General features: G+C 37.7%; 20 protein-coding genes. 3 read left to right on the top strand and 17 right to left on the bottom strand.

Annotated elements, in window-relative coordinates; translation table 11 throughout:
* The first annotated feature begins 13 nt into the window (after nt 1-13).
* Complete coding sequence (locus ATN92_RS15365) at nt 14-3,196, top strand: L-type lectin family protein (RefSeq protein ID WP_056953568.1); 3,183 nt, start codon at nt 14-16, stop codon at nt 3,194-3,196.
* Nucleotides 3,197-3,235: 39 nt separating this feature from the next.
* Here the strand turns inward: ATN92_RS15365 and ATN92_RS15360 are convergent, their stop codons facing one another.
* A complete protein-coding gene (locus ATN92_RS15360; protein WP_056953566.1) occupies nt 3,236-5,149 on the bottom strand; it encodes a heavy metal translocating P-type ATPase in 1,914 nt (637 codons plus the stop codon).
* 121 nt (nt 5,150-5,270) lie between these two features.
* On the opposite strand from ATN92_RS15360, the gene ATN92_RS15355 reads away from it, so the two are divergent.
* Entirely contained in the window at nt 5,271-5,630 is a 360-nt protein-coding gene (locus tag ATN92_RS15355; protein WP_054643830.1) for an ArsR/SmtB family transcription factor, read from the top strand.
* A gap of 84 nt (nt 5,631-5,714) precedes the next feature.
* Here ATN92_RS15355 and ATN92_RS19445 read toward each other — a convergent pair whose 3' ends face one another.
* The 15 genes from ATN92_RS19445 to ATN92_RS15280 all read right to left on the bottom strand — a co-directional run bounded on the left by ATN92_RS19445 (nt 5,715) and on the right by ATN92_RS15280 (nt 21,684).
* Entirely contained in the window at nt 5,715-5,828 is a 114-nt protein-coding gene (locus ATN92_RS19445; protein ID WP_411762955.1) for a hypothetical protein, read from the bottom strand.
* A 252-nt stretch (nt 5,829-6,080) separates the two neighbouring features.
* Nucleotides 6,081-7,502, bottom strand: coding sequence for an LCP family protein (locus ATN92_RS15345; RefSeq protein WP_082604558.1), 1,422 nt, complete (start codon nt 7,500-7,502; stop codon nt 6,081-6,083).
* Between the two features lie 147 nt (nt 7,503-7,649).
* Nucleotides 7,650-9,767, bottom strand: a complete 2,118-nt coding sequence (locus ATN92_RS15340) for an SLAP domain-containing protein (protein ID WP_056953564.1) — start codon at nt 9,765-9,767, stop codon at nt 7,650-7,652.
* An 89-nt stretch (nt 9,768-9,856) separates the two neighbouring features.
* Nucleotides 9,857-10,849: an acyltransferase family protein gene (locus ATN92_RS15335; protein WP_056953561.1), complete on the bottom strand. Its 993-nt coding sequence runs from the start codon at nt 10,847-10,849 to the stop codon at nt 9,857-9,859.
* Nucleotides 10,850-10,916: 67 nt separating this feature from the next.
* The gene (locus tag ATN92_RS15330) at nt 10,917-11,891 is read right to left on the bottom strand and encodes an LCP family glycopolymer transferase (RefSeq protein ID WP_056953559.1); all 975 of its coding nucleotides are present in this window, start codon (nt 11,889-11,891) and stop codon (nt 10,917-10,919) included.
* Nucleotides 11,892-11,917: 26 nt separating this feature from the next.
* Nucleotides 11,918-13,333 (bottom strand): oligosaccharide flippase family protein, encoded by a 1,416-nt coding sequence (locus ATN92_RS15325; RefSeq protein ID WP_056953558.1) that lies wholly within the window; start codon nt 13,331-13,333, stop codon nt 11,918-11,920.
* A complete protein-coding gene (gene glf / locus ATN92_RS15320) occupies nt 13,333-14,451 on the bottom strand; it encodes a UDP-galactopyranose mutase (protein WP_056953556.1) in 1,119 nt (372 codons plus the stop codon). The genes ATN92_RS15325 and glf overlap by 1 nt, the downstream gene beginning before the upstream one ends.
* Nucleotides 14,452-14,463: 12 nt before the next feature.
* A complete protein-coding gene (locus ATN92_RS15315) occupies nt 14,464-15,642 on the bottom strand; it encodes an EpsG family protein (RefSeq protein WP_056953553.1) in 1,179 nt (392 codons plus the stop codon).
* A gap of 24 nt (nt 15,643-15,666) precedes the next feature.
* Entirely contained in the window at nt 15,667-16,590 is a 924-nt protein-coding gene (locus ATN92_RS15310; RefSeq protein ID WP_056953551.1) for a glycosyltransferase family 2 protein, read from the bottom strand.
* 23 nt (nt 16,591-16,613) lie between these two features.
* Nucleotides 16,614-17,606 carry a glycosyltransferase family 2 protein gene (locus ATN92_RS15305; protein WP_056953549.1) on the bottom strand — a complete coding sequence of 331 codons (993 nt, stop codon included), beginning with the start codon at nt 17,604-17,606 and terminating at the stop codon, nt 16,614-16,616.
* Entirely contained in the window at nt 17,607-18,656 is a 1,050-nt protein-coding gene (locus ATN92_RS15300) for a glycosyltransferase (RefSeq protein WP_056953547.1), read from the bottom strand.
* On the bottom strand, nt 18,656-19,429 hold the full coding sequence (locus tag ATN92_RS15295) for a DUF4422 domain-containing protein (RefSeq protein WP_056953546.1): 774 nt from the start codon (nt 19,427-19,429) through the stop codon (nt 18,656-18,658). Before ATN92_RS15295 ends, ATN92_RS15300 begins: the two co-directional genes overlap by 1 nt.
* A gap of 1 nt (nt 19,430) precedes the next feature.
* Entirely contained in the window at nt 19,431-20,096 is a 666-nt protein-coding gene (locus tag ATN92_RS15290) for a sugar transferase (RefSeq protein ID WP_056953544.1), read from the bottom strand.
* Between the two features lie 65 nt (nt 20,097-20,161).
* Nucleotides 20,162-20,902: a CpsD/CapB family tyrosine-protein kinase gene (locus ATN92_RS15285; protein ID WP_056953542.1), complete on the bottom strand. Its 741-nt coding sequence runs from the start codon at nt 20,900-20,902 to the stop codon at nt 20,162-20,164.
* Between the two features lie 5 nt (nt 20,903-20,907).
* A complete protein-coding gene (locus tag ATN92_RS15280) occupies nt 20,908-21,684 on the bottom strand; it encodes a YveK family protein (RefSeq protein ID WP_056953540.1) in 777 nt (258 codons plus the stop codon).
* Between the two features lie 265 nt (nt 21,685-21,949).
* On the opposite strand from ATN92_RS15280, the gene ATN92_RS15275 reads away from it, so the two are divergent.
* Complete coding sequence (locus tag ATN92_RS15275) at nt 21,950-22,900, top strand: beta-1,6-N-acetylglucosaminyltransferase (RefSeq protein WP_056953538.1); 951 nt, start codon at nt 21,950-21,952, stop codon at nt 22,898-22,900.
* On the opposite strand, the gene ATN92_RS15270 is transcribed toward ATN92_RS15275, so the two are convergent.
* A complete protein-coding gene (locus ATN92_RS15270; RefSeq protein ID WP_056953536.1) occupies nt 22,862-23,518 on the bottom strand; it encodes a hypothetical protein in 657 nt (218 codons plus the stop codon). The two genes, ATN92_RS15275 and ATN92_RS15270, sit on opposite strands and share 39 nt — an antisense overlap.
* Between the last annotated feature and the right edge of the window lie 75 nt (nt 23,519-23,593).

Below are 23,593 nucleotides of genomic sequence, written 5' to 3'. Positions count from 1 at the left end.
AGGGGAAATTAATATGAATTATCACAAGTTATGGCATAATTTGCTACCTACGATTATGTTCTTTTTGACGTTAACAATTTTTTCTATGTGTACAACCAATGTTCATGCGATTGTGGACTTCTCAAGTGTGGCACCATCAAATGATGACGTCCTGAAGGCTGCTCCGAACGGAATGAAGATTGGTAATCTATTTGAATATCCTACAGACTATTCAGGTTCTAAGGACACCAAAAACTCTGTACAGATTCTAGAGGGTGGTGGTTCGAACCCTAATCCTGTCGATGTAATTCAAATGACGGGTGCTCAAGATAACGCAGTAGGTTCCATTTGGGGACGTATGACCAATCCTGATGATTCTACTGAATCATACAATTACTTTGATTTGACTAAAGAACAGACTATTACTGGTTGGATCTACGTTGGACCAACATTTAACGTTTCTGGTGACGGGATTGCTTTAGTCTTACAAAACGACGATAGAGGTATCAACGCAATTGGACGGTACTATAAAAAGGCTGGATTACTTTCGTTTATTGATCCAGAAAAAAACTATGCGGCTTCTGGTGAATCTCTCGGCGTTTACGGAGGAACTTCTTCGCCCGCTACTGTTTCTAATGCAACTGAGTTTGCTGGTAATGCTATCCAAAATAGTTTTGCTCTTGAATTTGATTCTTTTAATAATTCAAGTTCGAGTGCGGGTCTTAGCAATGGCAAAGAACAATTCAACGATAAAAAAACGGATGATCTATTCGACGGTTTATACGATTCTCATCTAACACAGGAGACCAAAGGTCAACATGTTGCTTGGGCCTACCCCGGTGATCCAGACACGTACGTACAAAAGATGGCTCTAACTTATTATTTCTTTGGTATGCATCACCACAATGTTATATTTAATGCTACTATTGGTGGTTATGACTCTCTTACTGGCGCTACAGGTAAAGATGCTTGGCATCACTTTACTTTCACTTACAAACCTGATAAAGATGATAGTAACTACGGCTACATCAATTACGTCTACAATGACCGTGAGACTGACGGAACTGTTAAGCCATATCACACTTGGGATAAACGTCCTCGTGATATTGATGATCCAATCAAAATTGATTTAAGAAAGTTTAATTTAAAAGATGGTCAGACTAAGATTCGTTGGGGCTTTACTAGTTCAACTGGTTCCCCTAATTCATTGCCTGGCTATAATGACATTATTCTTGAAAAAATACCAGCAATCGCTAACGTTACTGATGCATCCAGTCTTTATGATGTTACTCAAGATCGTGCTATCAAAGACCTTGATCGTCGTGATACAAATCCAACTGATAGTGATTCAGATTATACGGTTGATGATGGCGATAAATTAGCCTTTAACTACAATTTGAAATACACTTCTGGTGCTATTGGTACAGGTGATATTACTACCGAACTTCAGCTACCACAACATGTGCTTTACCAAAATGACAGCAATAACCGAATCGGTGAAATTACCTACCCTGACGATCCCGATAGTGTTACTTACATCAGTGCTTCACAGTTGACCACATCTAAAAATGCTGACGGTGATGAAGTACAGACACTCAATCTAGATCTTGGTGCTCTTTCCAAGAAGAGTACCGAAGTTAACATCAAGATTTACGGAACTGCCAACGCACCTATCAGTAATACACTCACTTCAACTACTGTTAGTCCTGAACATACTTCCTATAAGAGTGATTACTATAACGCCGATGTTATGAGTTATGGTTTCAAAATAACTAATCAAAAACTACAAATTGTGGCCGCAAAAGACAGCGAGACACAAAAGGTCAAAAGTACTGATGACTTTAAACTGGAAGGAACTGCTAGTTACCTATTTAGTTCTAAATTCAGTGGTGATGACCTTTCCGCTTACGGTGAAATCTTTGACGCTAATGGCAAGACCACAAATATGAAGAGTACTTGGACCGTGCCGGTTGCTAAAGATGCCACAACAGGTGACTATTCACTAGATGTCCCCAAAGGCACTCTAGATCCGGGCGACTATAAAATCAAAGTTTACCTAACCGACAGTCAAGGACTCGTTTCTAATACCGTGACCTATAACATCACCGTAACCGACAGCGAATTAGTTATCACTCCTGACAAAACTGATATTACGGTTAATGATAATAAACCAGTCACGCTATCAGGAAGCTACAAGTATTCTGATGATTCTCAATTTAAAGATGAAGATGCCACAAAGACTTATGAAATTACCAATCCTGATGGCACCGTCCATAAGATCACTAAAACTGTAGCCCACGATAAAAAGATCGATATTACTTTGAAACCAATTGCTTATGACAAGCCGGTTACTCAAACTTTAGATGATTATCTAAAGAATCCCGCTGAAGACAACGTCCTAGCTGAAGGTAAAAATACTGTTAAAGTAACAGTTCAAGATGGAAAATATGCTAGTGCAAGCACAACGATTACTGTCAATGTGCCTAAACTAACACCAAAGATCACTGCTAAATCTAATGACTTAACGGTCCTAGGCCCTAGCGGTAATATTTACTTCCCAATGGACTTCACTTACGATAGTGACTATGCCCTCAACTATCATGATTTAACTGGCGTCTTCACAGTTGACAATCAAACACCGATTAATCTCAAATTGCCTAATCCAACCGAAGCTCAAACTTCGAGTTTTGATATGAGTTTCAACTTATCCGGTGATCAATTGAAACTACCAACAGACAAAGATACTTCTGTGGTGTCTGTCTACTTCACCGATCCATATGGGCGAAAGACTAACACAGAAACCTTCAACTTAAAGATTTTAGCCAAAGCTTTGGAGCTAGACTTCAACAATTATCGTTTCAAGACAATTGACCCTAAGTCATTCAAGCCCGGTTATATCAACCGTTCTGGCGATTGGAAACTGAATGTCACAAGCTACAAGGCTGGTTGGACCCTCAGCGCTAAAGCTGGCAACTTGGACTACGCAGCTACTGACGAACAATCTGACCTTTCGATGGCATTCGTTAATAAAGATAACCTAGCTACTCCATTAAATATGGACCCTGTAATTGCTAAAGACAGCAGTTTAGCAGCTCATACGGTCGATATTAGTAACCAATGGAGTTCCGATAATGGTATTCTTTTGAAAGCTAATACCGTACCAAGAGCCGGCGATTACAAAGGTCGAGTTAACTGGAATTTGACCGAAAGTCTATAAAAAAAGAGACCCGTAAGGGTCTCTTTTTTGTGTTCAATATTAGTTATCAAAGTTAATAAATTGCAATCGAATTGCATTTAAAACAGCTATAATGGTTACTCCAACATCGGCGAAAACAGCTTGCCACATGTTGACCATTCCTAAAGCTCCCAATAATAGGAACAAAATCTTAATGACCAAGGCAAATGAGATATTCTCAACCACAATACGACGGGTCTTTTTGGCTATCTTCATAGCTTCGGAAACTTTTGATGGCTCGTCTCCCATGATGACGATGTCAGCAGCTTCAACCGCTGCATCTGAACCCAAACCACCCATTGCAAAACCGATATCAGCAGTTACTAGAACGGGAGTATCATTGATTCCGTCACCAACAAAGGCAACTTTCTTGTTGTTTTGATGTGATACTTTCAATAAATCATTGATAATCTCAACTTTATTTTCTGGCAAAAGATTCGTGTAAGCTGCACTCATTTTTAACTTCCGAGCCATTGCTTGACCGACAGTTTGATTATCGCCGGTTAACATGACATTCTTGTGAATTCCTCGATTGTTCAACAATTGAATTGCCTTTTGAGCATCACTCTTAGGCACATCCGCAATCACAATATCACCCCAGAATTGGTTATCGACAGCCACGTAAACAACTGTTCCCACAGCATCTGTTTCAGTGAAAGCAATCTTGTTTTGCTTGAGTGCTTTGGCATTTCCGACGATAACTTCTTGACCATCTACTTGAGCCATTAAACCATGTCCGGCTTTTTCATCAGCTTTAGTCACGGTCAATAACTCACCTTCGTAAGCCTGAAGGATTGATTTAGCAATCGGATGAGTTGAATTCTTCTCAACACTAGCCGCCATCTGCAACAATTTTTGTTCTAAAATATTTACCGAATTAACTTGCACAACTGAGAATTGACCTTTAGTCAAAGTTCCCGTTTTGTCAAAAGCTACTGTATCCACGTCATTCAAGGCTTCCAAGTAGTTGCTTCCTTTAACAAGGATACCTTGCTTAGAAGCCGCACCGATACCACCGAAAAAACTCAATGGTACTGAGATAACTAGAGCACAAGGACAAGAAATTACTAGGAAAATTAATGCTCGGTAAATCCAAGTATTCCAATCACTCGTCATAAGAGACGGTACGATTGCTAAGGCTACTGCTAGAAAGACTACGATTGGTGTATAAATTTTAGCAAACTTAGTGATAAATTTTTCCGTATCGGCCTTCTTGGTGCTAGCATTCTCAACTAAATCCAAAATCTTGGCTACGGTCGAATCGTTGTAAAGCTTAGTAACCTTGATGCGCAAAGTTCCAGTCTGGTTGATCGAACCACTCAAAGCTGTATCACCCACCTTGATCGACTGTGGCATCGACTCACCAGTTAGAGCTGATGTATCAACTGCTGAGCTACCTAAAACAACTGTTCCATCTAGTGGAATTTTTTCTCCAGGTTTAACCAAAATTGTATCACCAATCTGAACCAGATTAGGATCAACAACATTATTCTGATCGCCTGAAATCAAAGTTGCGTAAGCCGGCTTTACTTCTAGTAAAGCTGAAATAGAACGTTTTGACTTATTAACAGCAATGTCTTCAAAAACATTACCCAACTCATAAAAAAGCATAACCGCAATGGCCTCAGGATATTGTTTGAGAATGATTGCCCCAATCGTGGCGATACTCATCAGGAAGTTCTCATCGAAAATTTCTCCGTGAAAAATATTCTTGATGGCCTGCCAAACGATCCGTGCCCCAATAACTAGATAGGCTCCGACCAATAAGACAATATTAAAAGGTTCCGGAACAAAGGAACTGGACCCCACTATCAACAAAATGAAGGCAATCAATAGTCGCGTGATTGTCAGTTTTGTTTCCGAACTCATTTCACTTTTTATTTGATTAGCTTTCTTTTTAACTTTGTAATCAGTTTGGACATTATATAATTTCATAACGTTGTCCTCCTCGAAAGAGTTTACATGTTCAATTGAATATATGAGCATTCATTCATATGTGAATTATAATATAATAAAGTATCAGTTTGCAACCTATTTTTGATAAGAGGAACAAAAAATGTCAGAACAAAATTTTGAGATGGAACACCAACAAGCTCTCCATAATTTAAAGCAAGGTTTACCCGATGATACCGATTTGGAAGCCATGGTCAACATCTTCAAAGCATTCGGCGATATGACCCGAGTTAAGATCATCTTAGCTTTATCTGAAACGCCTTTAAGTGTCGGTGAGATTGCGGATACCTTGGACATGAGCCAGTCCTCCATCTCCCACCAACTCAGCATTTTGAAACAGTTAAATTTGGTCTCCAACGCCAGACGTGGTAGAAATATTCACTACCGTTTGAGCGATCAACATATTATTACCATCTTCAATCAAACTAAAGAACATATTATTGAAGATGACAATGACTTCTAACGCAAAAAATTCCACTAAAATAACTTGATTAGTTATTTAGTGGAATTTTTGATTTTCTACGATAATGAATTAAAGCATATTAACTCAAGATATAACTACCAAATCAGTTATTTCACTATATCCTTTATTGCTCATTACCAAAGCAGGTCTTCGTTTTTTTATCCCTTTCCCTGTGGAAGAATCAAAGACAATTTGAATAATATCTTGTTTGTCAGGTATACATTAGAGTTCATTTCCCAGAAGATGTCCTCCCATTTCCTCCTTTTGATAAGAGTTACGGTACTTTCTTATGATTTTTTTACACTATTATTATCCATAATTACTAACCTCTTTTTCATTACATCTTAAATATATATACTGTGTAATTTTAAAATCCAATTTAAAAGCAATTTTGAAATTGTGTAACAAAAAAAGGTTCCTTCAAGTTTAAATTTGAAGAAACCTTTTATTTTATTCACCATAACCTGATGATGCATAACCATTATTTACATCACTGCTAGAACTGTCAGTAGATGCTGATGAACCGCCTCCATATGAGGATTCACCACTATTACTTGAAGAACTGCCGCTACCGGTTGTTGAACTGGAGCTTCCGGTATTAGATGACGAACCGCCACCATAATAGCCGCTATTTGCTGAACTTCCGCTGTTACCTGTTGATGAACCACTTCCGTATGAAGAACCAGTACTAGATGATGTGCCACTTGAAGAATTGCTACCATAAGATGAAGTACTTCCAGCACTATTACCTGTTGCACCGGATCCGGCTGTTGAGGAAGAACCTGTTGCTGAACTCGTGGTACCAGTTGTATCAGATGCAGCACTATTGGCTGTTCCACTATCAGTATCAGAAGTATTGCTGTCAGTTGTTTCCTTCTTAGTCGATTCTTTCTTGGTCTTCTTCTTAGTTACCTTTTTCTTCTTGTCCTTCTTTTTAGCTGGTTCGGTAATCTTTTCACCCTTTTGATAAGAAATCTTACCTGTCTTGACGTGTTCTAAATTCAAATTGTCACGAATAAAGTTAGTTACTCGCTGCAACTCTGAATCCTTGACGATTTTCATACTTTGACCAGCAACTTTTGCCGCTGTACCTTTCATATGTGTTTGATTCGTTTCGCCATTATAGAAATAATTCTTAGCTAAAACGTTCAAATCAGCGAAGGTTAAATCAGTCTGTGTTTGTTCAGCCATTGAGTTGAAGAAACTTTGATTTAACAAGGTTGAAATTGAGTCACTCTTATGCAAAATGGCACTTAGAACGTCGAATTGACGTAACTGACGACCATAATCGTTATTGGCGTTATTGACATAATCAATGGCTTTGGCACCATCCATATGTGTCTTTTCCCCTTGTTCGTAGACATCAACTCCACCGACTTGATCGATCACATCTTCCATACCTTCTAAATTAATCAAGGCATAAAAATCGATTGGTACGTTCAAAAGTTTAGATACAGTTGTCACAGCTGTTTTAGCCTGGCCATAAGAATAAGCCGCATCTATTTTAGCAGGTGACTTCCCTTTGTAACCTGGAACTACAACTGCTACATCCCTTGGAATACTTGTAATAGAAGTTTTTCTAGTCTTAGGGTCGATTGTAACGACCATCATTGAGTCCGTGCGACCCGTATAATTACGACCAGAAGCTCCATTATCTGTCCCCATTAATAAGATTGAAACCGGAGTCCTCTTTTTCAAAATTGAACTGACATTACGTGATTTATTCGCACCAGACGGTGCAAAAGAACTGTTAATTGCTGCTTTGACACTACGATAGTGTGACATTCCAAATGCCGCTGTACCGAAGATGAGCAAAGCTAAAATTGACAAAAATACATTACGAAATGTGTGACTTTTGTGTTTTTTGTGCATGTTGTTTTCCCCCACATTTTCTAACTACCCTTAGGTGCTCATATGAACTTTATCATATTTGCCAAGGTGATTAGAGGTATAGACGGAAATATCTTTAATATAGGAAACAAAAATCGCTAAAATCTGTTTGATTTTAGCGATTTCTCATCATGCACGAACAAATTCATCTGTAGCAATACGATAATAAGCAATTCCATTAATGACAACCTTACGGTCAACTTTCCAAGAAGTACCAGTTGCCAATTGATAATCTAATAACTTACCAGTAGCCGAATAAACTGGTGTTTTAACTTTAGCAGTGAAGACTTTGGGGAATGTGGTTGAAACTACCTTACTACCAGAAACATTCACTGCATCAGCGGCTACCCACTCGTCACTGGCAACACGATACATTTTGATTCCATTAATAGTGGCACTACTATCAGTTAACCAATTGGAACGTGCTGGCAAAGTTGTACTCAATTTAATACCTTTTGAATTGAACAAAGGTACAGCTGAACTTGCTGCCAAAACTGTTCTCGTTTGAATTGGTGTATAAGTAATTCCACTATCAGCTAACAAGTATTCATTAGTTCCCACTTCATAATATTGTTGACCATTGATTTCCACTACTCTGTCATAAGTCCAACCGGTATTAGGCCCTAATTCAACTGCCAATGTGTTACCTTCAATATCAGTTAATTTTGTATAACCATTGAAAGTTCTGACAACACCACTCTTATCAACATATGTTGGTGCCACTGGAGTTGTGGTTGTTTCACTAGATTCATTACCTGCAGTGTCAAGAACGTTACTTGATCCAGTTGAATCACCAGTCTCTGTAGATTGCGCAGGTGTTGTCGGTTCAATCACAGGTTTAGTTGAAGTCTTCCAAATCAAAGGTTGTGAGTACATCCCGAAGTATTCCAAAGTTGAGTTGCCGTAGCTCTTCTGCAACATCGAATCGTCATTACTGCTGATGTAGTCGCCAATAATGCCGTAAGTTAATTTCTTAGCCGAAGTGTCAGGATCGGCAATCTTATAAACGTCGCCTTTAACATGAATCAAGTTATCGTCAGCAGGCGTCTTGACCGTCGTCGTGTAGTGGTAAGTCGAGGCCAGATCTTCACCATCAATTCCTTTAAATGGCAAAGCAGTAAAGATTAGACCTGCTTTACTTGCGGTAGCGTAGACAGGTATAGTGCTGGCTACATTATTGTGATTAACGAATACAGTTACCGATTTTGTTCGATTGATACCTTTCAAGGCCGAAAAGTTAGAAATCGAACCGTTATTCAAAACAATGTCATTGTATGTTTTACCGTTATTAGCATATTTGACCAGCCATGGTGCAATCTTTTCTAATTGTGCTTGCGTAATTCCTGAATTAGCTGAAACGGCAGTATCACCAGTTAATTCAACATTTGTAGCTTTAGAAATATCCAATTTAACCAATTGATTCAAATCAATTTCCTTAGCCTTAGCATTGCTATAGTTGCCGTCCAAAGTAAAATTGTAAATTGGAATTCCATACAAAGGTGACAAATCGAGGTCAGCTTTCGGATCTGAAGCTAATTTAACTTGGAAAAATACCTGAGTATTCTTTGGTAAATACTTCAAAACTTGCAAACCATCAAGATTTTCAATTGGCGTATCGGTTTCATCTGTCACATTAGGATTAATGCCAGATAAATAAACCGTTTCATTTAGGAAAAATTCAGAATTATTAAACTTTTGAAATTCTCCAACGGTTACTTTGTCCTTATCATTCAAACCCAATGACCATTTGACCATTGATGATAGTGTCGGATCCTTGATATCTATGACTGTATCTGCCGATTCTGGCTTGTTCGCTACCACATTAGTTGCTGGTGTTTTCTTAACTACAGTCGGTGCCACTTTAACTACTGGTTTGGCAGTTTGAGTAACTTCAGGTTTTGCTACTGAATTGTCAGTTGGTGCAGTTGTTTTTTGTACATTAGTAGTTGTTGACTGTGTTGTAGTCGTAACTGGTTTTGATGTAGCCGTGGTTGGCGTCTTTTCTGTTTGCGTATCAACTGTTGATGATTGCGTAGTTGTTACCAGTTTTGATACATCAGTATTATTTGTTGGTGCTTGAGTCGTTGTAGTGGTTGAAGTAGTTGGTGGTACAGCCTTTTCAACACTCACATTAGTATTTCCATCAGTTGTAGTATCGGCTTTAACGGTTTGATTTGATAATGATGTCAAAATCATTGCTGAAAATAGTGTTGCCCCTAAATATACACATTTCTTATTTAATAACATAACTATCATCCTTTTCCATATCTTCTGCCGTAATAATAGTTCATGAATTCTTATGTAGTTATTTATAAGAATCGTTTTGTACTTTTTGTCTAACTCCGCACTAGTCGTGGATAAAAAATCCATCTGACCAATTTAATTCTATTGACCAAAAAGCAAACGAAGAGTGACAATAACCAAGTCCCAGCAATCAAAGCCAATACAACCAAGAAGTAATTTGATAAAACAATCTTAAAGAGCAGCACTTTCAACAATGTCTTAATCGGAACGTGAACTAGATAAATTACGATTGAAGCTTGACCATATCTACTGAAGTAGTTATATAAACGACTTGGATGTAGATTACTAAAAAGATAGAAGAAAACGAAAATACTCAATAATTTAGAAATGCTAGTTGCCGGTACCATTCCATCAGTGTTGTACCAATCACTGACTAGAAAATATTGAAATACCAGACTGACCAACATCCCACCTAATGAACCAAAGAATAGTAACTTGTTCTTCAACAAAGCTTGATGTTTCTTTAAAACGACTCCAATCATAAAGCAAGGTAACCAACCAAAAGTTCCAGAAACCATGAATGGCAGTTGAACTGTCTGTACAAGAATGAATAAACCGCCATAAATAAGCAATTGCCAGTACCATTGAATGTGCAATAAATCGATCAAACCAACTACTAAAAAGATAAAGAATAAACTGTACAAAAACCACAACTCACCAATCGGTTTATTCCAAATCTGCCCCAAACTGCCCCAGGTATATAACTTATTAACATTACTCTTGTCGAATTGTTGCAGCATAATAAAAATTACGGAAAAAATTGCATAGGGAATCATCAATCCGCAAAATTTTTTCTCCATCCCTTTAAGATACTCACCACTCGACTTAGGAGCACGATACAAGAACCCTGATAGCGCAAAGAAACAAGGCATGACGAAGGTCAAAATAATTCCCAGTAAAAACTGTGATAGCAAATTATAATTTCCAAAGTGGTTTGATTCTAACAGATCACTCAGGCAGTGGGCTACGACCACAAAGAAAATCGTCAAACCTTTGCCAAAATCAATCCAGCCAATTCTTTTCATGATGTTTCCTCCCTTCAAAAAAAGGAATCATATCACACCGATATGGTTCCCTTTTTGATATCAAAATTTATTTCTTAGCGACTGGAGCTTGAACCGGTACGTATTCAATATCACCAGTTGTAGCTTTGGACAATCCTAGGTTAACTCTGAGATCATCTGTGACACGTTGTAATTCAGCTTTGTTAACAACTTCCATGCTTTGACCAGATACTTTGGCAGCACTGCCTTGGAGGTTATCTTCAACAGTATGATCACCGACTTCATCATAATTCTTGTCTAGTAAAGTCATACTATCGAAAGTTAAATCTGTTTCCATTTGACCAGAAACTGAATTGATCAAACGTTGGTTGAACAATGTAGAAATTGAACGCCCCTTGTGTAGCAAAGCTGATAGAACAGCTCTTTGACGGTCCTCACGAACATAGTCATTGCCATTACTGATGTAAGCCATAGCTTCTCTGCCGTCCATATGTGTTGAACTGCCCTTTACAAAGTTATAACCTGCAACGCTAAATGAAACATCAGGAACGACTTCGATACCTTTGACATCGTCAATTGCTTGTTTCATACCATCCATATTCAATAGCAAGTATGAATCAATTGGCACATTCAAAAGTTGTTCAACAGATGTAACAGCTGTCTTAGTTTGACCTAATGAGTAAGCCGAACTAATTGTAGCTGGTGAACTCTTTTCAAATCCAGGCACTTTAATAGCAACATCGTGTGGAATTGTAGTGATAGTAGTCTTCTTAGTAGCTGGGTTCACGGTTAGAACCATCATACTGTGAGTATCACCTTTGTATGAACTGATCGAACTATTGGTATTAATACCCATCAACAAAATGGAAAATGGTTTGCGAGCTGCCAATTCAGCGTGGACATCACGACTTTCAGCTCCAGAAGGTACAAATGAACTGTTGACCGCACTCTTAACATCACGATAACGAGTCATTCCAAAGGCTGCGCCACCTAAAATAAAGATTAAAACGAACCACATACATAAATCTCTTATAGTGTGTCTCTTATTTCTGTTTCTATACATAAGGCCTTTCCTCCTCATATAGGTATTTATTTTTTCAAGAATCGCTTAGCTTGAGTTAGCATCTTAACTTTAAATAACAATATCAAAGCCAAATATGTCAAGAAACCAATGGATACTTCAAAAATGATTGAGAACCATCCATTAGGTAGAATTCTATCTAATGAAAAAACAATACAAAACATAATCAATCCCGACAGTAAGTACTTATAAGTGTCGTCAAACAACTTAGAATAAGATACTTGGTGCCGGATAGAGACTAATTGATACAAAGTGACCGATAATTCTGACAAAATCGTTGAAATAGCCGCTCCAACTGTACCCCAAAAGAAAATCAGTGGAATATTGGCAATCAGATTTACCACTGCCCCTAAAATAACTGAAATCGTATAGGCCTTGGTCTGATTAGTTGGTAACAAATATTGCATCCCAATCGCATTGCTCCAAGCAATCAAGATGATAATCAACGCTTCGATCATCATAATCGGAATAACTCCGTGAAATTTGTTGGTAAAGAACAATGGTACAAATTTAACGGTAATCGCCATCAACCCCAACATCATCGGGATGGACGACATGGTAATAAAAGAAAAACTGGTATACAAATACTCTTTAGCTTTGTCCAGATGACCATTAGCAAAGGCATTTGCAACGTGTGGTAACATCACAGTTCCCGTCGCCGTCACTACTGCTAAAACCATTTTGATGATTTTGTCTGACTGATCAAAGTACCCAGAAGCTTGAACCGAAACCATCGAACCTAACATCGTCTTATTCAAAACAACATAGATTTGAGTGGCAATTTGCGGTACGAATAGAATCAAGGCTGGCTTGAAATGTTTTGCAATCCGCAAATCGTGAAATCTGGGTCTACCGATATACTTGTGCAAACTGGGAAACAGGGTCAAATTCCCAATCAACAATGACAGTGACAAAATCAAAATGTAGATAGTCAAATCAGCTTTTGACTTCACTAAAGTAAAAATACTGACCAAAGTTAAAATCTTAATGATGAAATTTCGTAGCACTGTCACAGCAAAATTCTCAATTCCCATAAAAAACCAGGAAATATCGAAGATAACGGCTATTAACGAAATTGCTTGAGCTAAGTAATAGATTTGGTAATCACTCACTAATCCAAAGAATATTCCAAAGGCTAAAGTAGCTATGACCACTGTTATTAGCCGCATCAGAAAGATTTCGTAGAACGTGGCGGTCAATTTTTGCCGATCATTGCGGACAAAAGCAATTTGTCGATTTCCATAAAGATTCACGCCAATGCTTCCAAAGAGGATGAAATATTGAATAATTGAATTCGTGTAAGAATTTATTCCAACTCCCCTCGGACCCAGCACTCTAGCTAAATATGGCGTTGTTACTAAGGGAACTATCAGAATAAATACTTGATAAAAAGCATTATAGAGGTAATTTTTAATAACTTTCATTAATCGTCAAATTCTTTCTTGACAGTTTGTAGAGCTGCCATAATCGTCTGATCCATATTGTAGTAACGATATTGACCTAAACGTCCGCCAAAAATCACTTGAGGATAATCTTTACGAGCTAGTTGCAGATACTTGGCATAGAGTTCCTTGCTGGCGTGGTCATTGATTGGATAATAAGGCTCATCCCCAATCTCCCAAGCCTTAGGATATTCATGCGTTATAACGGTTTTATCTTTAACATCTTGTCCAGGATCAAAGAATTTATGTTCAATGATTCTCGTGTAAGGCGTCTGGGAATCGGTATAATTAACAACTGCATTGCCTTGGTAATTAGCCTGATTCAACACTTCAGTTTCAAAACGAAGGCTTCGATACTCTAAGGCTCCAAACTGGTAGTTGAAGAACTGATCGATCATTCCGGTGAAAATAATTTTGGCACCTGACTTCAAATATTCATCCTTATGATCAAAGAAATCGGTCTGGTTCTGCACTTCAATCAACTTATTACCCAACATTTTTTCGATAATTGGTGTATAACCACCAATGGGAATTCCTTGGTATGGATCGTCGAAATAATTGTTGTCATAAGTAAACCGAACTGGCAAACGACGAATGATAAAGGCTGGTAAATCCTTAGCTGACTTGCCCCATTGTTTCTCTGTATAACCCTTGATCAATTTTTGATAAACGTCGGGACCTACTAAGGAAATAGCCTGTTCTTCCAAATTCTTGGGATTACCATCCAGTTCTAAAGACTGCTTCTGTTGCTCAATCTTGGCTTGTGCTTGAACTGGAGTAACTACGCCCCACAACTTATTAAAGGTGTTCATGTTGAAAGGTAAATTGTAGATTTCCCCATTGAAATTAGCGATGGGACTGTTGATGTAGTGATTGAATTCCGCAAATTGATTGATGTACTGCCAAATTTCTGATGACTTGGTATGAAAGATGTGAGCTCCGTACTCATGAACCTGAATACCGGCAACTTCATGCGTATAAATGTTGCCGCCGATGTGACTACGTTTCTCAATTACTTTGACTTGATGACCTCGTTTAGCAGCCTCATAAGCAAAAACAGCTCCAAACAATCCTGAACCAACGACTAAATATTTTGTCATATTGCACCTCCATCAAAGTGCCACGGTCTGATAAACTGCAACGTACCAATATCCAAAGAGTACAAAGGCTGTGGCGTAAGTCATCAAATTATAGAAGAACATCAGATAAGCCGTTCTGTCTTTGAGTCGTTCGGTTGAAAACAGTAATGCCTTCAAAGGTGCGCTCATGAAGAGCAGTAACATGATGGCTCGCAAGTAAATCTGTGAATTCATAAATGATCCAATTGTAAAAGCGATGATATATAGATAGAGCGTCAAATAACCTTTTGGTAAAACCGTATCTTTATACAAAGATAGGAACAGCAGCAGCTCCACAATCAAAGCTACAAAAACCATCGAGGTGAAGGAAACCTCCGCTCTACCGGTTGAAGCACTAAACTCAGTTTGTCCATAAACGTAATTCTGTGACTTGGAAAATAGTGAACTCATCATTGGCAACTCACTGACTTGAGCCAAAAGATTAACGATGAAAGTCATGAAATGGTTATAGATCAAAAGAATCACCATCACTACTGCGTCAAAAATGTGATTGCCAAAGAAAACAAATTTGTTTTTCAAAGCCAGTAACAATCTGAAGAGGACAAACACGATGGCAATGGGATGAAAGAACATGCAGAAGATGTAAGCAATAATGGCTTCGACTTTTTCATGCTTTTGTGTTGCGGTCAAATCGGTGAAGATAGCCCAGGCGAAAATCATAAAGGCTAAGAAATTACGAATTCCCTCAATTTGGTAAAACAAGTTAAAAGTTGTCAGAATCACAAACTGAATCAAAATCAGATTCCAGTGCGAAACTTTGAAATACTTGCCAACTTTCAATAACAAATGCGACAGAAAAATCAGGAATAAGAACGTTGTTATGAAGAAGAACATCCCATTATTTTTGAAAAAGCTAAAGATCCAAATATACACAGCCACCACCGGTTCAGCGGCATACTCTGAATAATTCAGTACCCAATTTAATCCACCACTCAAGCCTGAAATTAAATTAGCATCACGAATCTGATCCAAAATATATTGAAAACGAACTGTATCGAAGTAGACACCATTCATCGGATTAGCCACATAAGCTGGTAAAGCTAACAGAATATCGCTAATCAAAAAATAATGTTTGAGATCATTTTCTTTGAAGATGTAACCAAAAATCAAAAAGAGTACTAATAGCACTGCATAAACCATTCCAAAATTCATGTCATCATCAGTCCCTCCTTGAGATTAGTCACCCTTAGTTTTGGCGTTCAATACGTAATGAATTTTTGGATTGAAGTACATGCCCTCGATAATACCTTTGGACATGATGCCCAATTTCTTAAACCGTTGATGTACCTTGTGGCTAAACAAAACTTGACCATATTCAATTCCGATTCGACCTAAAGATTTAATTTTCTCCGCACCTTTGGCCTTACGAGCACGAAAAGTTTTATTCCGGAAAAGATAAAAGTATCTGCTTAAACGACTGCCACTTTCATCTATGATGTCAATTCCGTCATTAGATTTGGTCTTATGATGGACAATACTTTCTGGAACAAAATAACAGCTGTATTCCCGACTGATTCGAGAGGTATATTCGGCATCATCTTCCCAAATGAAGAATTCCTTGTAAGGTAGACCCTTGACGGAAATCACTTCTCGAGGCACTAGTAAGGAAACAAAACTAGCTGAACTGACTCGTGGATAAAAGATATTGTCGCTGATTTCCAAGTCGTCGCTACTCCAATGGGCCTGGTCTATAGCTGGTACATTCATCACAGCTGGTTTACCGTCAATCCAGCGAACATTGCTAGCTAAAAATCCAAATTGACCAATCGTTGACCAACACTGACTCAATTCTTTTAAAGCTGTCGAAGTCGGAATCGTATCATCATCCATGATCCAAACAAAATCATCAGTCAATTGCTCTTCAAAGATTTTGATGCCTTCGTAGAAACCACCTGAGCCGCCCAGATTCTTGGCTAAATGTTTGACGATCAAACCGTCGATTTGAAGCGAGTCAAGATATTCTTTGGTACCATCTTGACTGTTATTGTCGATCACCAAAATATGTTTCACTGGATAAGTTTGTGCAGTGATGGCGGCAATATTCTCTTTTAAAAGTTTCAAACGATTATAAGTAACTACTAATGCTGTAACTTGTTTCATTTTGCTCACCAGACTAACTAAAATTACGTAACTGGATTCTTCTTTTGGTACAAACGGATATAAGTTTGTGGTGAAAATCTAGCTAAGATAACCGCAGCTGCGTATCTTTTTGGCAAATATTGCAAGGCCTTGAGAATCGCTGGAATTGAATAAAGTGACCAGTATCTTCTTTGCTTTGTCTTATTCCAACTCGTGTCATATTTGATGTGATGATGAATGATATATAACGTCGTTCTGATCTTAAAAGCATTGATAATCGCTGTTTTGACATGTAGTCCGCGACTATTCAAAATTGCTTGTACCTTATTTTCATACTTACTAGCCCAATAGCTGATCTTGGGATTGAACGAAGTTGTTGTTGTTCCCAAAGTCTTGTAGAGGTCGTACAGTATCTGATTGATGAAGACAACTTTTCCCGGTCGGCAATTCAACAAGTACCGCAGATTGAACAGTGAATCCTCGAAGAAATTGCCATTATTAAAACGGAGTTGGTGCCCTTGAATCAGACTCCTGCGAAAAATTTTGTTCCACAAGCCAGTGTCGAATTCCTTATTTTTATCCAAATAATTGGTGATCAAATCTTTTTCATTCTTAGCACCAGTTAGGTCGGTTTGATCTTCCACAACTGTCTTATCCGGATAGATTTTTTTGATTCCACACATAACCAAATCATTGTCAGCTTCAATTTTATGAACCATGATCTGCAACATATTTTTTTCAACAATGTCATCACTGTCAAAGAACATGACATAATCACCTTTGGCATGATCTAGGCCATTATTACGAGCTGCGGACTGTTTCAAATTCTGTTGTCTGAATAATTCAATATTGGCAAATTTCTTCTGATACGCTTCAATACAACCAATCGAGTCATCAGTTGAACCATCGTCAACTACGATAATTTCAAATGGAAAATCAACTTGTTGTCGCTCAATTGAATCAAGACAACGACCAATCGTTTGCTCGGCGTTATACATCGGAATGATAATACTCAAAGTTATTTTCATTTTTATCATCTACTTCATTTCCGCCAAACTAGCCCAAAAACGTTGGCAAAATTTATCAGTCGCATATTTTCCTAACGTCTGTTGCACCGTGACGTGATTGAAATGTACTTGCTTGATCAACTTCAAAATGTCAGTTACTAAACCTTTGACGTCACCGACTCGATAGAGAAACCCATTCTCTGAATCGATAATATCTGCCGGTCCAGTCGGACAATCTGAAGCAATTCCGGGAACGCCATAACTGATTGACTCCGCTAGAGCCATCGGAAAGCCTTCATACTGTGAAGTCAAAACCGTCGCATCTAATGTCCGAATCTCTTGCCATGGATCTTTCACCCAACCATGCCAGATAACTGTCTGTTTTACATGATGTTTAGCCAGATAAGCCTTACATTCAGCTATCTGTCCAGTGCCATAAATATGTAAAACAACTGCCTGTGGTGGTAAAAGAGTTAGCGCATCAAACAATTCTTGCAAATCCTTTTGCCCCTTCAACATCACTCGTCCGACATAAGCTAAATGAATCACACCATCATCAGCTGGCATGATTACTCGTTTCTTTTTGTCGACTGGATTAAAAATCAAACGAATTCGTTCGGCTTTGATACCCAATGATTCCAATTGCTTGACGATACCAGAACTGATAGCTAAGTGATAGTCGGCATAATGCAACTTGTCAGGATCAACTGTCTTTTCATTAAAAATTGAGAAGTGAATCCAAGAGACTATCAAATAATGTTTACGGAAAACTTTCCTGATTAAAGCTGACCAATGAATGATAGTTGTACTCAAACAAATCACCTGCTCAAAACCACCAAACAACAACCAGTAACTCAAAACCAACATTCGTAAAATTTGATTATCTGTCGCAAAATGAACTTTCACTTTGGTCGGTAATTCAGTGATCCATTGATTATTTTTGTGACCACCCAAAATAACTAAGTCGATCCGATTTAAATTTTCAAAATACTCATTTTCCTGTAAAACTGTCTTCAGAACCGTTTCCGTACCACCATTACCCGATAACTTAGGTGTGATGATAGCAACTTTTCTTTTCATTAGAAGTGCGTCTTTCCTACTTCTAAGCCAAACCTCCGGCAGAAGAAATAGAAGTATTTTTTCATCAGATGCTTGGGACCCACTTCATACCAACGAACTTCGGTATAACGAACCCGATTCTTCTCGACCCAGACATCCATTAACAATTCGCCCAGATAACCATAAACGCGTGAATCCTGTTGCGAATAGTTCGAGATATCCAGTTGTTGTTCCAAAATGTCTAAGACGTTAAACAGAAATTGAGAATATTGATCAAAAAATTGTTTCTTCATGATAAACATGTTGAACATGTGTGCACTGCGACGATGCATCACTTTATCAAAGGAATCTAAGTAATCAGGATAGTAAGTCGCAATCACGTAACGTAATTTATCTAAGGGGTCACTCTTGTGGGCGTGAACGTAATGCGAATAATTCGTCTCAATATAGTAGTGCCGCTTAGTTGGCAAAATAACGTCAGTTGTCTTCAAAATATCGGCAATCTCTTCATCAGTCAGTGGACCATTTTTATCTTCATATGATTTGAAAAAGCGGCGGTACTGTACGAGTCCAATTGCGTCTGACGTATCAAAATTCTTCCAGGCCCAATACATTGCGGTCAACTCGTTATAATGAGGGTTCTTTTCAGAAATGTTCTTGCCAGTATCATCACGTTGAAACTTAATACCTTGTTTAAAATTTTTAACAGCTCCTACCAAAACTGGTAGATATGTCTTTTTATCAACTGGCATTGGAAAAACTTTATGTGCCGCTACGAGTACTTTTGCATCCATATCAATAAGCCCCGTTTTCCTTAAAAATATCGACAAAGTTAGCTAAGATAATTTTCAAATCGACTGTTAAACAAGCTTCATCAATGTAATGCATCTCAATTTCAGCTCGTCTGGGATAGCCAACTTTACTGCGACCTGACGCTTGCCAAAGCCCCATGGCGCCAGGTTTAACTGATAATAATTTCTTACGGTCATATTCCTTCAGTTCATCCTCGACTACTGGTCTTGGCCCTACCAAGCTCATATCACCCTTAAAAATATTGATAAACTGCGGTATCTCATCAATTGAAGATCTTCTCAAGAATCTCCCTAGCTTGGTAATACGTGGATCTTCATCTGGTGGCAGTTTAAAATTATTTTTAACGTATTCTGCGTACAGTTTCTTATCAGCGTGCAGTTCTTCGTCTGCGTTAACGACCATAGAACGAAACTTATACATTTTAAATTTTTGTCCATGGAGCCCCATTCGTACTTGCCCGTATAACACTGGTCCGCGATTAAACTTACTCAAGTGATCTACTAAGGCAATGACCAGATATATTGGACACAAACAGATTAATGCCAACGCTGAAACAAGAATGTCGAATAGTCGCTTGATAAACAGATACCAAGCTGTTTCAATGTCAAAATGTAACTTCTTATACTTCTCATGTTTCGATTCGATCATTTATCCTGCCCCAAAAGCCATTAGGCTTTCCAGTCAATTTAAATTCTCTCCTCGGATATACTTCATTAACTCTTTCTCTGATATTTCTCTAAACCGTAATAACTCCCGTAATAACCATAATGTTGGTCACGAATGACTCGATTCATTACTGCCCCTAAGATGTGTGCGTGAACCATCAACAAAGCTTGTTTAGCATGAGCAACAGCAGCCTTATTAGCAATTCCTTGTGGAACAACTAAAATCACACCATCAACTAAATTGGCCAGAACCTGAGCATCCGTTACTGTATTGATTGGCGGTGCATCTAAAATTAATAGTCCAAAACTTTCTGATAGTCTGGTAAATAATTGTTTAATTTTATTACTACCAAGCAACTCTGAAGGATTAGGTGGAATTGGACCACTCGTAATGACGTACAAGTTGTGAAAATCAGTTGGTTGTATAATCTCTTCAAAAGTTGCGTTGCCCAATAGATAATTGGATAAACCTTTTTTGTTATCAACATTAAAGGTTTGATGAACCGTAGGTCGACGTAGATCGGCATCAATCAATAGAACTTTTTCATTCTGTTGCGCCCAAGTCACGGCAATGTTGCTGCTGACAGTAGACTTACCTTCAGAAGGTTCTGACGAAGTAAATAGAATTGATTTCAAGGGCTTATCAACCGATGAAAACTGAATGTTAGTCCGAATCGTTTTAAATTGTTCCGAAATGATACCGTTAGGATCATCCGAAGCAACCAGACCAACACCATGATGCAAACTGTAATTATCTAATTTTTTATGCTTATTTTTGAAATTTAACATTTGGTTTAAACCCTCCTGTAATTTCTTTCATCGACAGTATTTAAAGTTGGTTCGTCTACAACTGACTTCTTAGTATCTGTCTGTTCAATTACTTTTTGGTCAATCTCATCGACAATTCCCAAGCTGGTCAAACCTAATTCATCACTTAACTCAGTTTCAGTAGTGACAGCACTATTGCTTAACTCTTTCAAACAGGCAAACGCGATACCGAAGATGATACCTAAAACAATTCCAATCAAGACGTTTAAAATTTTCTTAGGACTTGTTGGTGTCGGATCAACTGTAGCTTTAGAAACAACCGAAACATTGTCGACACTCATCAACTTACCAACACGTTTCTTAAAGACACTGGCGGTCTCATTAGCAATAGCGGCCGCAGTTCCCGCATCCGTCGATTTAGCTGTTAAAGAGAACACCTGCGAGTTCTGTGCATTACTAATCGATAAAGATTTGGATAAATTACCGGCACCTTGATAACCGGGATAATCATGAACTCGTTGATTAACCTCGTTTAAAACTGTGGGACTGGTAATGATATCTTTATAAGTACTGATCAATTGCACATCAGCTTGAGCTTGTTGAAACTGACTAGCTTCCGCATCAGAAGAAGCTTTACGGTTGACCAAAATCTCAGTTGTGGCACTGTACTTAGGCGTCATAACGAAGAAAGTTACAAAAATGGAGATAATGATTACAAAGAATGCGGTACCGATAATCATACGAATGTGTTTTCGAATTATCTCCCAAATCCGCAACACACTGATTTTTTGTTGATTTTCCAATTTGCTCCTCCTAATGAATAGAATTTAGGGTATGCAAAAAACCTCACGAAACACTAATTGCACAAAAGCCACTCATAGCTTTCATGAAACCAGTCCCTCATAAGGTTTCTGATTGTCATAGTACTATCATTTTCCATAAACATTCATCATTAAGCCCTCGATTAGACTTAATGTATGAAACACCTACTTTTATATGATTATTTTTTAATTCTAAAAATTAATGTGCTAATATCTATCAAAAAGTTATGCCTTGGAGATGCCAATCATGACTAAACATGCATATTTGATTATTGCGGATAATAAATTTGAACAACTAGGATTCCTATTAACGCTATTGGATGACTCAAGAAATGATATTTATCTTTTAATCGACAAAAAAACGTCGCTAACTCAACAAGACAAGCAGAAGTTACACACTTGTGTTGAGAAAACGACGTTATTAATATTGCATGATATAAAAATCACTTGGGGTACTTACTCCCAAATTGCAGCCGAAATGGAATTGTTTGAAATCGCCAGTGAACATGATAAGTATGGTTATTACCATCTAATCTCCGGCCAAGATTTGCCGCTACGCAATCAGAATTATATTCATAACCTCTTTGACCAACATTCCGATATGATTTTTCTGACCATTCCCTGTCAGGAGATCTATCAAAAAGTTAAGATACCTGAACGGGTTTTGTATGAACACTATTTTATTCGATTTTATGGTAGATCTAGTTTGAATAAGTATGCTAAGAAGTTCTTTCGTATCTTGGAAAGAATCAACTTTGAAATTCAAAAGATTACTGGCGTTACCAAACGTAGAAAAGCTAGTTTGCCACCTATTAAATATGCCTCTAATTGGGTTAGTTTAAATGATGCGGCTGTTAGATATTTAGTCAGCCGGAAGGACTTTATTTATTGGACTTTCCGACATGCTTTTCTTTGTGATGAATTGTTTGTTCCTACTGTTTTGTTGAACAATGAGAAATTTAAGGATACTGTTTACCACCCTCAGCCTGTGCATGATCGACCTGATGAGTTGCAGGGTAATCTGCGGTATATCAATTGGTGGGATGGCTCTCCCTATACTTGGTCTAGTGATGATTGGGATAAGGTGGAATATGGTCGGGATTTGGGACATTTGTTTTCTCGGAAATTTAATTTGGAAACGATATTGCAAACTAAAACCTCATTTTTCAACATACATATTTATACTAGTTCCATGTAATTTATACCTATTGTACTCACCATACAGCACATCTGATTCTATTTTAACTTTTTTATAATTATTATTTTTGAAATCCTGAAACATTGTATACCAATAATTATATTTTGCAAAAATGTTCTTATAGTATGAGGAATCAGCATAATTTTTACTATCAATTTTAACAGTATCCTCTTTCAATGACTCACGTATAGTAGAAAGACTCCCATAAAGTTCAGCCGCAATTCTACTATTTTTTCTATATCCCTCTAGAGAATGTAAATCAAATTCTATATTTTCGATACTAACTTTTACTCTTTCTCTTAAAGAATCAATATCTGAACTATTCCCCGCTGCAAAAGGACCAAAATCACGTCTCAATTCGTCAGTCGTATTTATACTATTATTTGTAGTTATTTCAATTGATTGACGCGTTATATTGTTCTCTAACTTTTCAGTATGTACCTTATCATTTTCAACTTTCCACTCTGTCACTATATTAAGTAACATTGGTACAGTGGCTAAAATCATTGTTGTAATAGTTTTTGATACCTTCTTTTCTTTTTTCGATAAAATCCAAATTGTAATAATCATTATTATTACAATTCCAATATAAATTAATGCTATGAGATGTTTTTTCATAAGATTCTTTTATAATCATATTCTTTAGAAGATTGACAGGTGATTTAAAAAAGCTTCATACCCATTAAGGTACAT

It is taken from the genome of Companilactobacillus bobalius, assembly GCF_009764355.1.
This window is presented reverse-complemented; position numbering and strand designations above follow the sequence as displayed.

Excerpts from the sequence above, each read along its gene's own strand:
- ATN92_RS15355 (WP_054643830.1), top strand. The coding sequence starts at position 5,271 with ATGTCAGAACAAAATTTTGAGATGGAACACCAACAAGCTCTCCATAAT.
- ATN92_RS15340 (WP_056953564.1), bottom strand. The coding sequence starts at position 9,767 with ATGTTATTAAATAAGAAATGTGTATATTTAGGGGCAACACTATTTTCA.
- ATN92_RS15285 (WP_056953542.1), bottom strand. The coding sequence starts at position 20,902 with ATGTTAAATTTCAAAAATAAGCATAAAAAATTAGATAATTACAGTTTG.
- ATN92_RS15330 (WP_056953559.1), bottom strand. The coding sequence starts at position 11,891 with ATGTATAGAAACAGAAATAAGAGACACACTATAAGAGATTTATGTATG.
- ATN92_RS15335 (WP_056953561.1), bottom strand. The coding sequence starts at position 10,849 with ATGAAAAGAATTGGCTGGATTGATTTTGGCAAAGGTTTGACGATTTTC.
- ATN92_RS15360 (WP_056953566.1), bottom strand. The coding sequence starts at position 5,149 with ATGAAATTATATAATGTCCAAACTGATTACAAAGTTAAAAAGAAAGCT.
- ATN92_RS15270 (WP_056953536.1), bottom strand. The coding sequence starts at position 23,518 with ATGAAAAAACATCTCATAGCATTAATTTATATTGGAATTGTAATAATA.
- ATN92_RS15325 (WP_056953558.1), bottom strand. The coding sequence starts at position 13,333 with ATGAAAGTTATTAAAAATTACCTCTATAATGCTTTTTATCAAGTATTT.
- ATN92_RS15295 (WP_056953546.1), bottom strand. The coding sequence starts at position 19,429 with ATGGATGCAAAAGTACTCGTAGCGGCACATAAAGTTTTTCCAATGCCA.
- ATN92_RS15365 (WP_056953568.1), top strand. The coding sequence starts at position 14 with ATGAATTATCACAAGTTATGGCATAATTTGCTACCTACGATTATGTTC.
- ATN92_RS15315 (WP_056953553.1), bottom strand. The coding sequence starts at position 15,642 with ATGAATTTTGGAATGGTTTATGCAGTGCTATTAGTACTCTTTTTGATT.
- ATN92_RS15305 (WP_056953549.1), bottom strand. The coding sequence starts at position 17,606 with ATGATAAAAATGAAAATAACTTTGAGTATTATCATTCCGATGTATAAC.
- ATN92_RS15275 (WP_056953538.1), top strand. The coding sequence starts at position 21,950 with ATGACTAAACATGCATATTTGATTATTGCGGATAATAAATTTGAACAA.
- ATN92_RS15310 (WP_056953551.1), bottom strand. The coding sequence starts at position 16,590 with ATGAAACAAGTTACAGCATTAGTAGTTACTTATAATCGTTTGAAACTT.
- ATN92_RS15300 (WP_056953547.1), bottom strand. The coding sequence starts at position 18,656 with ATGAAAAGAAAAGTTGCTATCATCACACCTAAGTTATCGGGTAATGGT.
- ATN92_RS15290 (WP_056953544.1), bottom strand. The coding sequence starts at position 20,096 with ATGATCGAATCGAAACATGAGAAGTATAAGAAGTTACATTTTGACATT.
- glf (WP_056953556.1), bottom strand. The coding sequence starts at position 14,451 with ATGACAAAATATTTAGTCGTTGGTTCAGGATTGTTTGGAGCTGTTTTT.
- ATN92_RS15345 (WP_082604558.1), bottom strand. The coding sequence starts at position 7,502 with ATGCACAAAAAACACAAAAGTCACACATTTCGTAATGTATTTTTGTCA.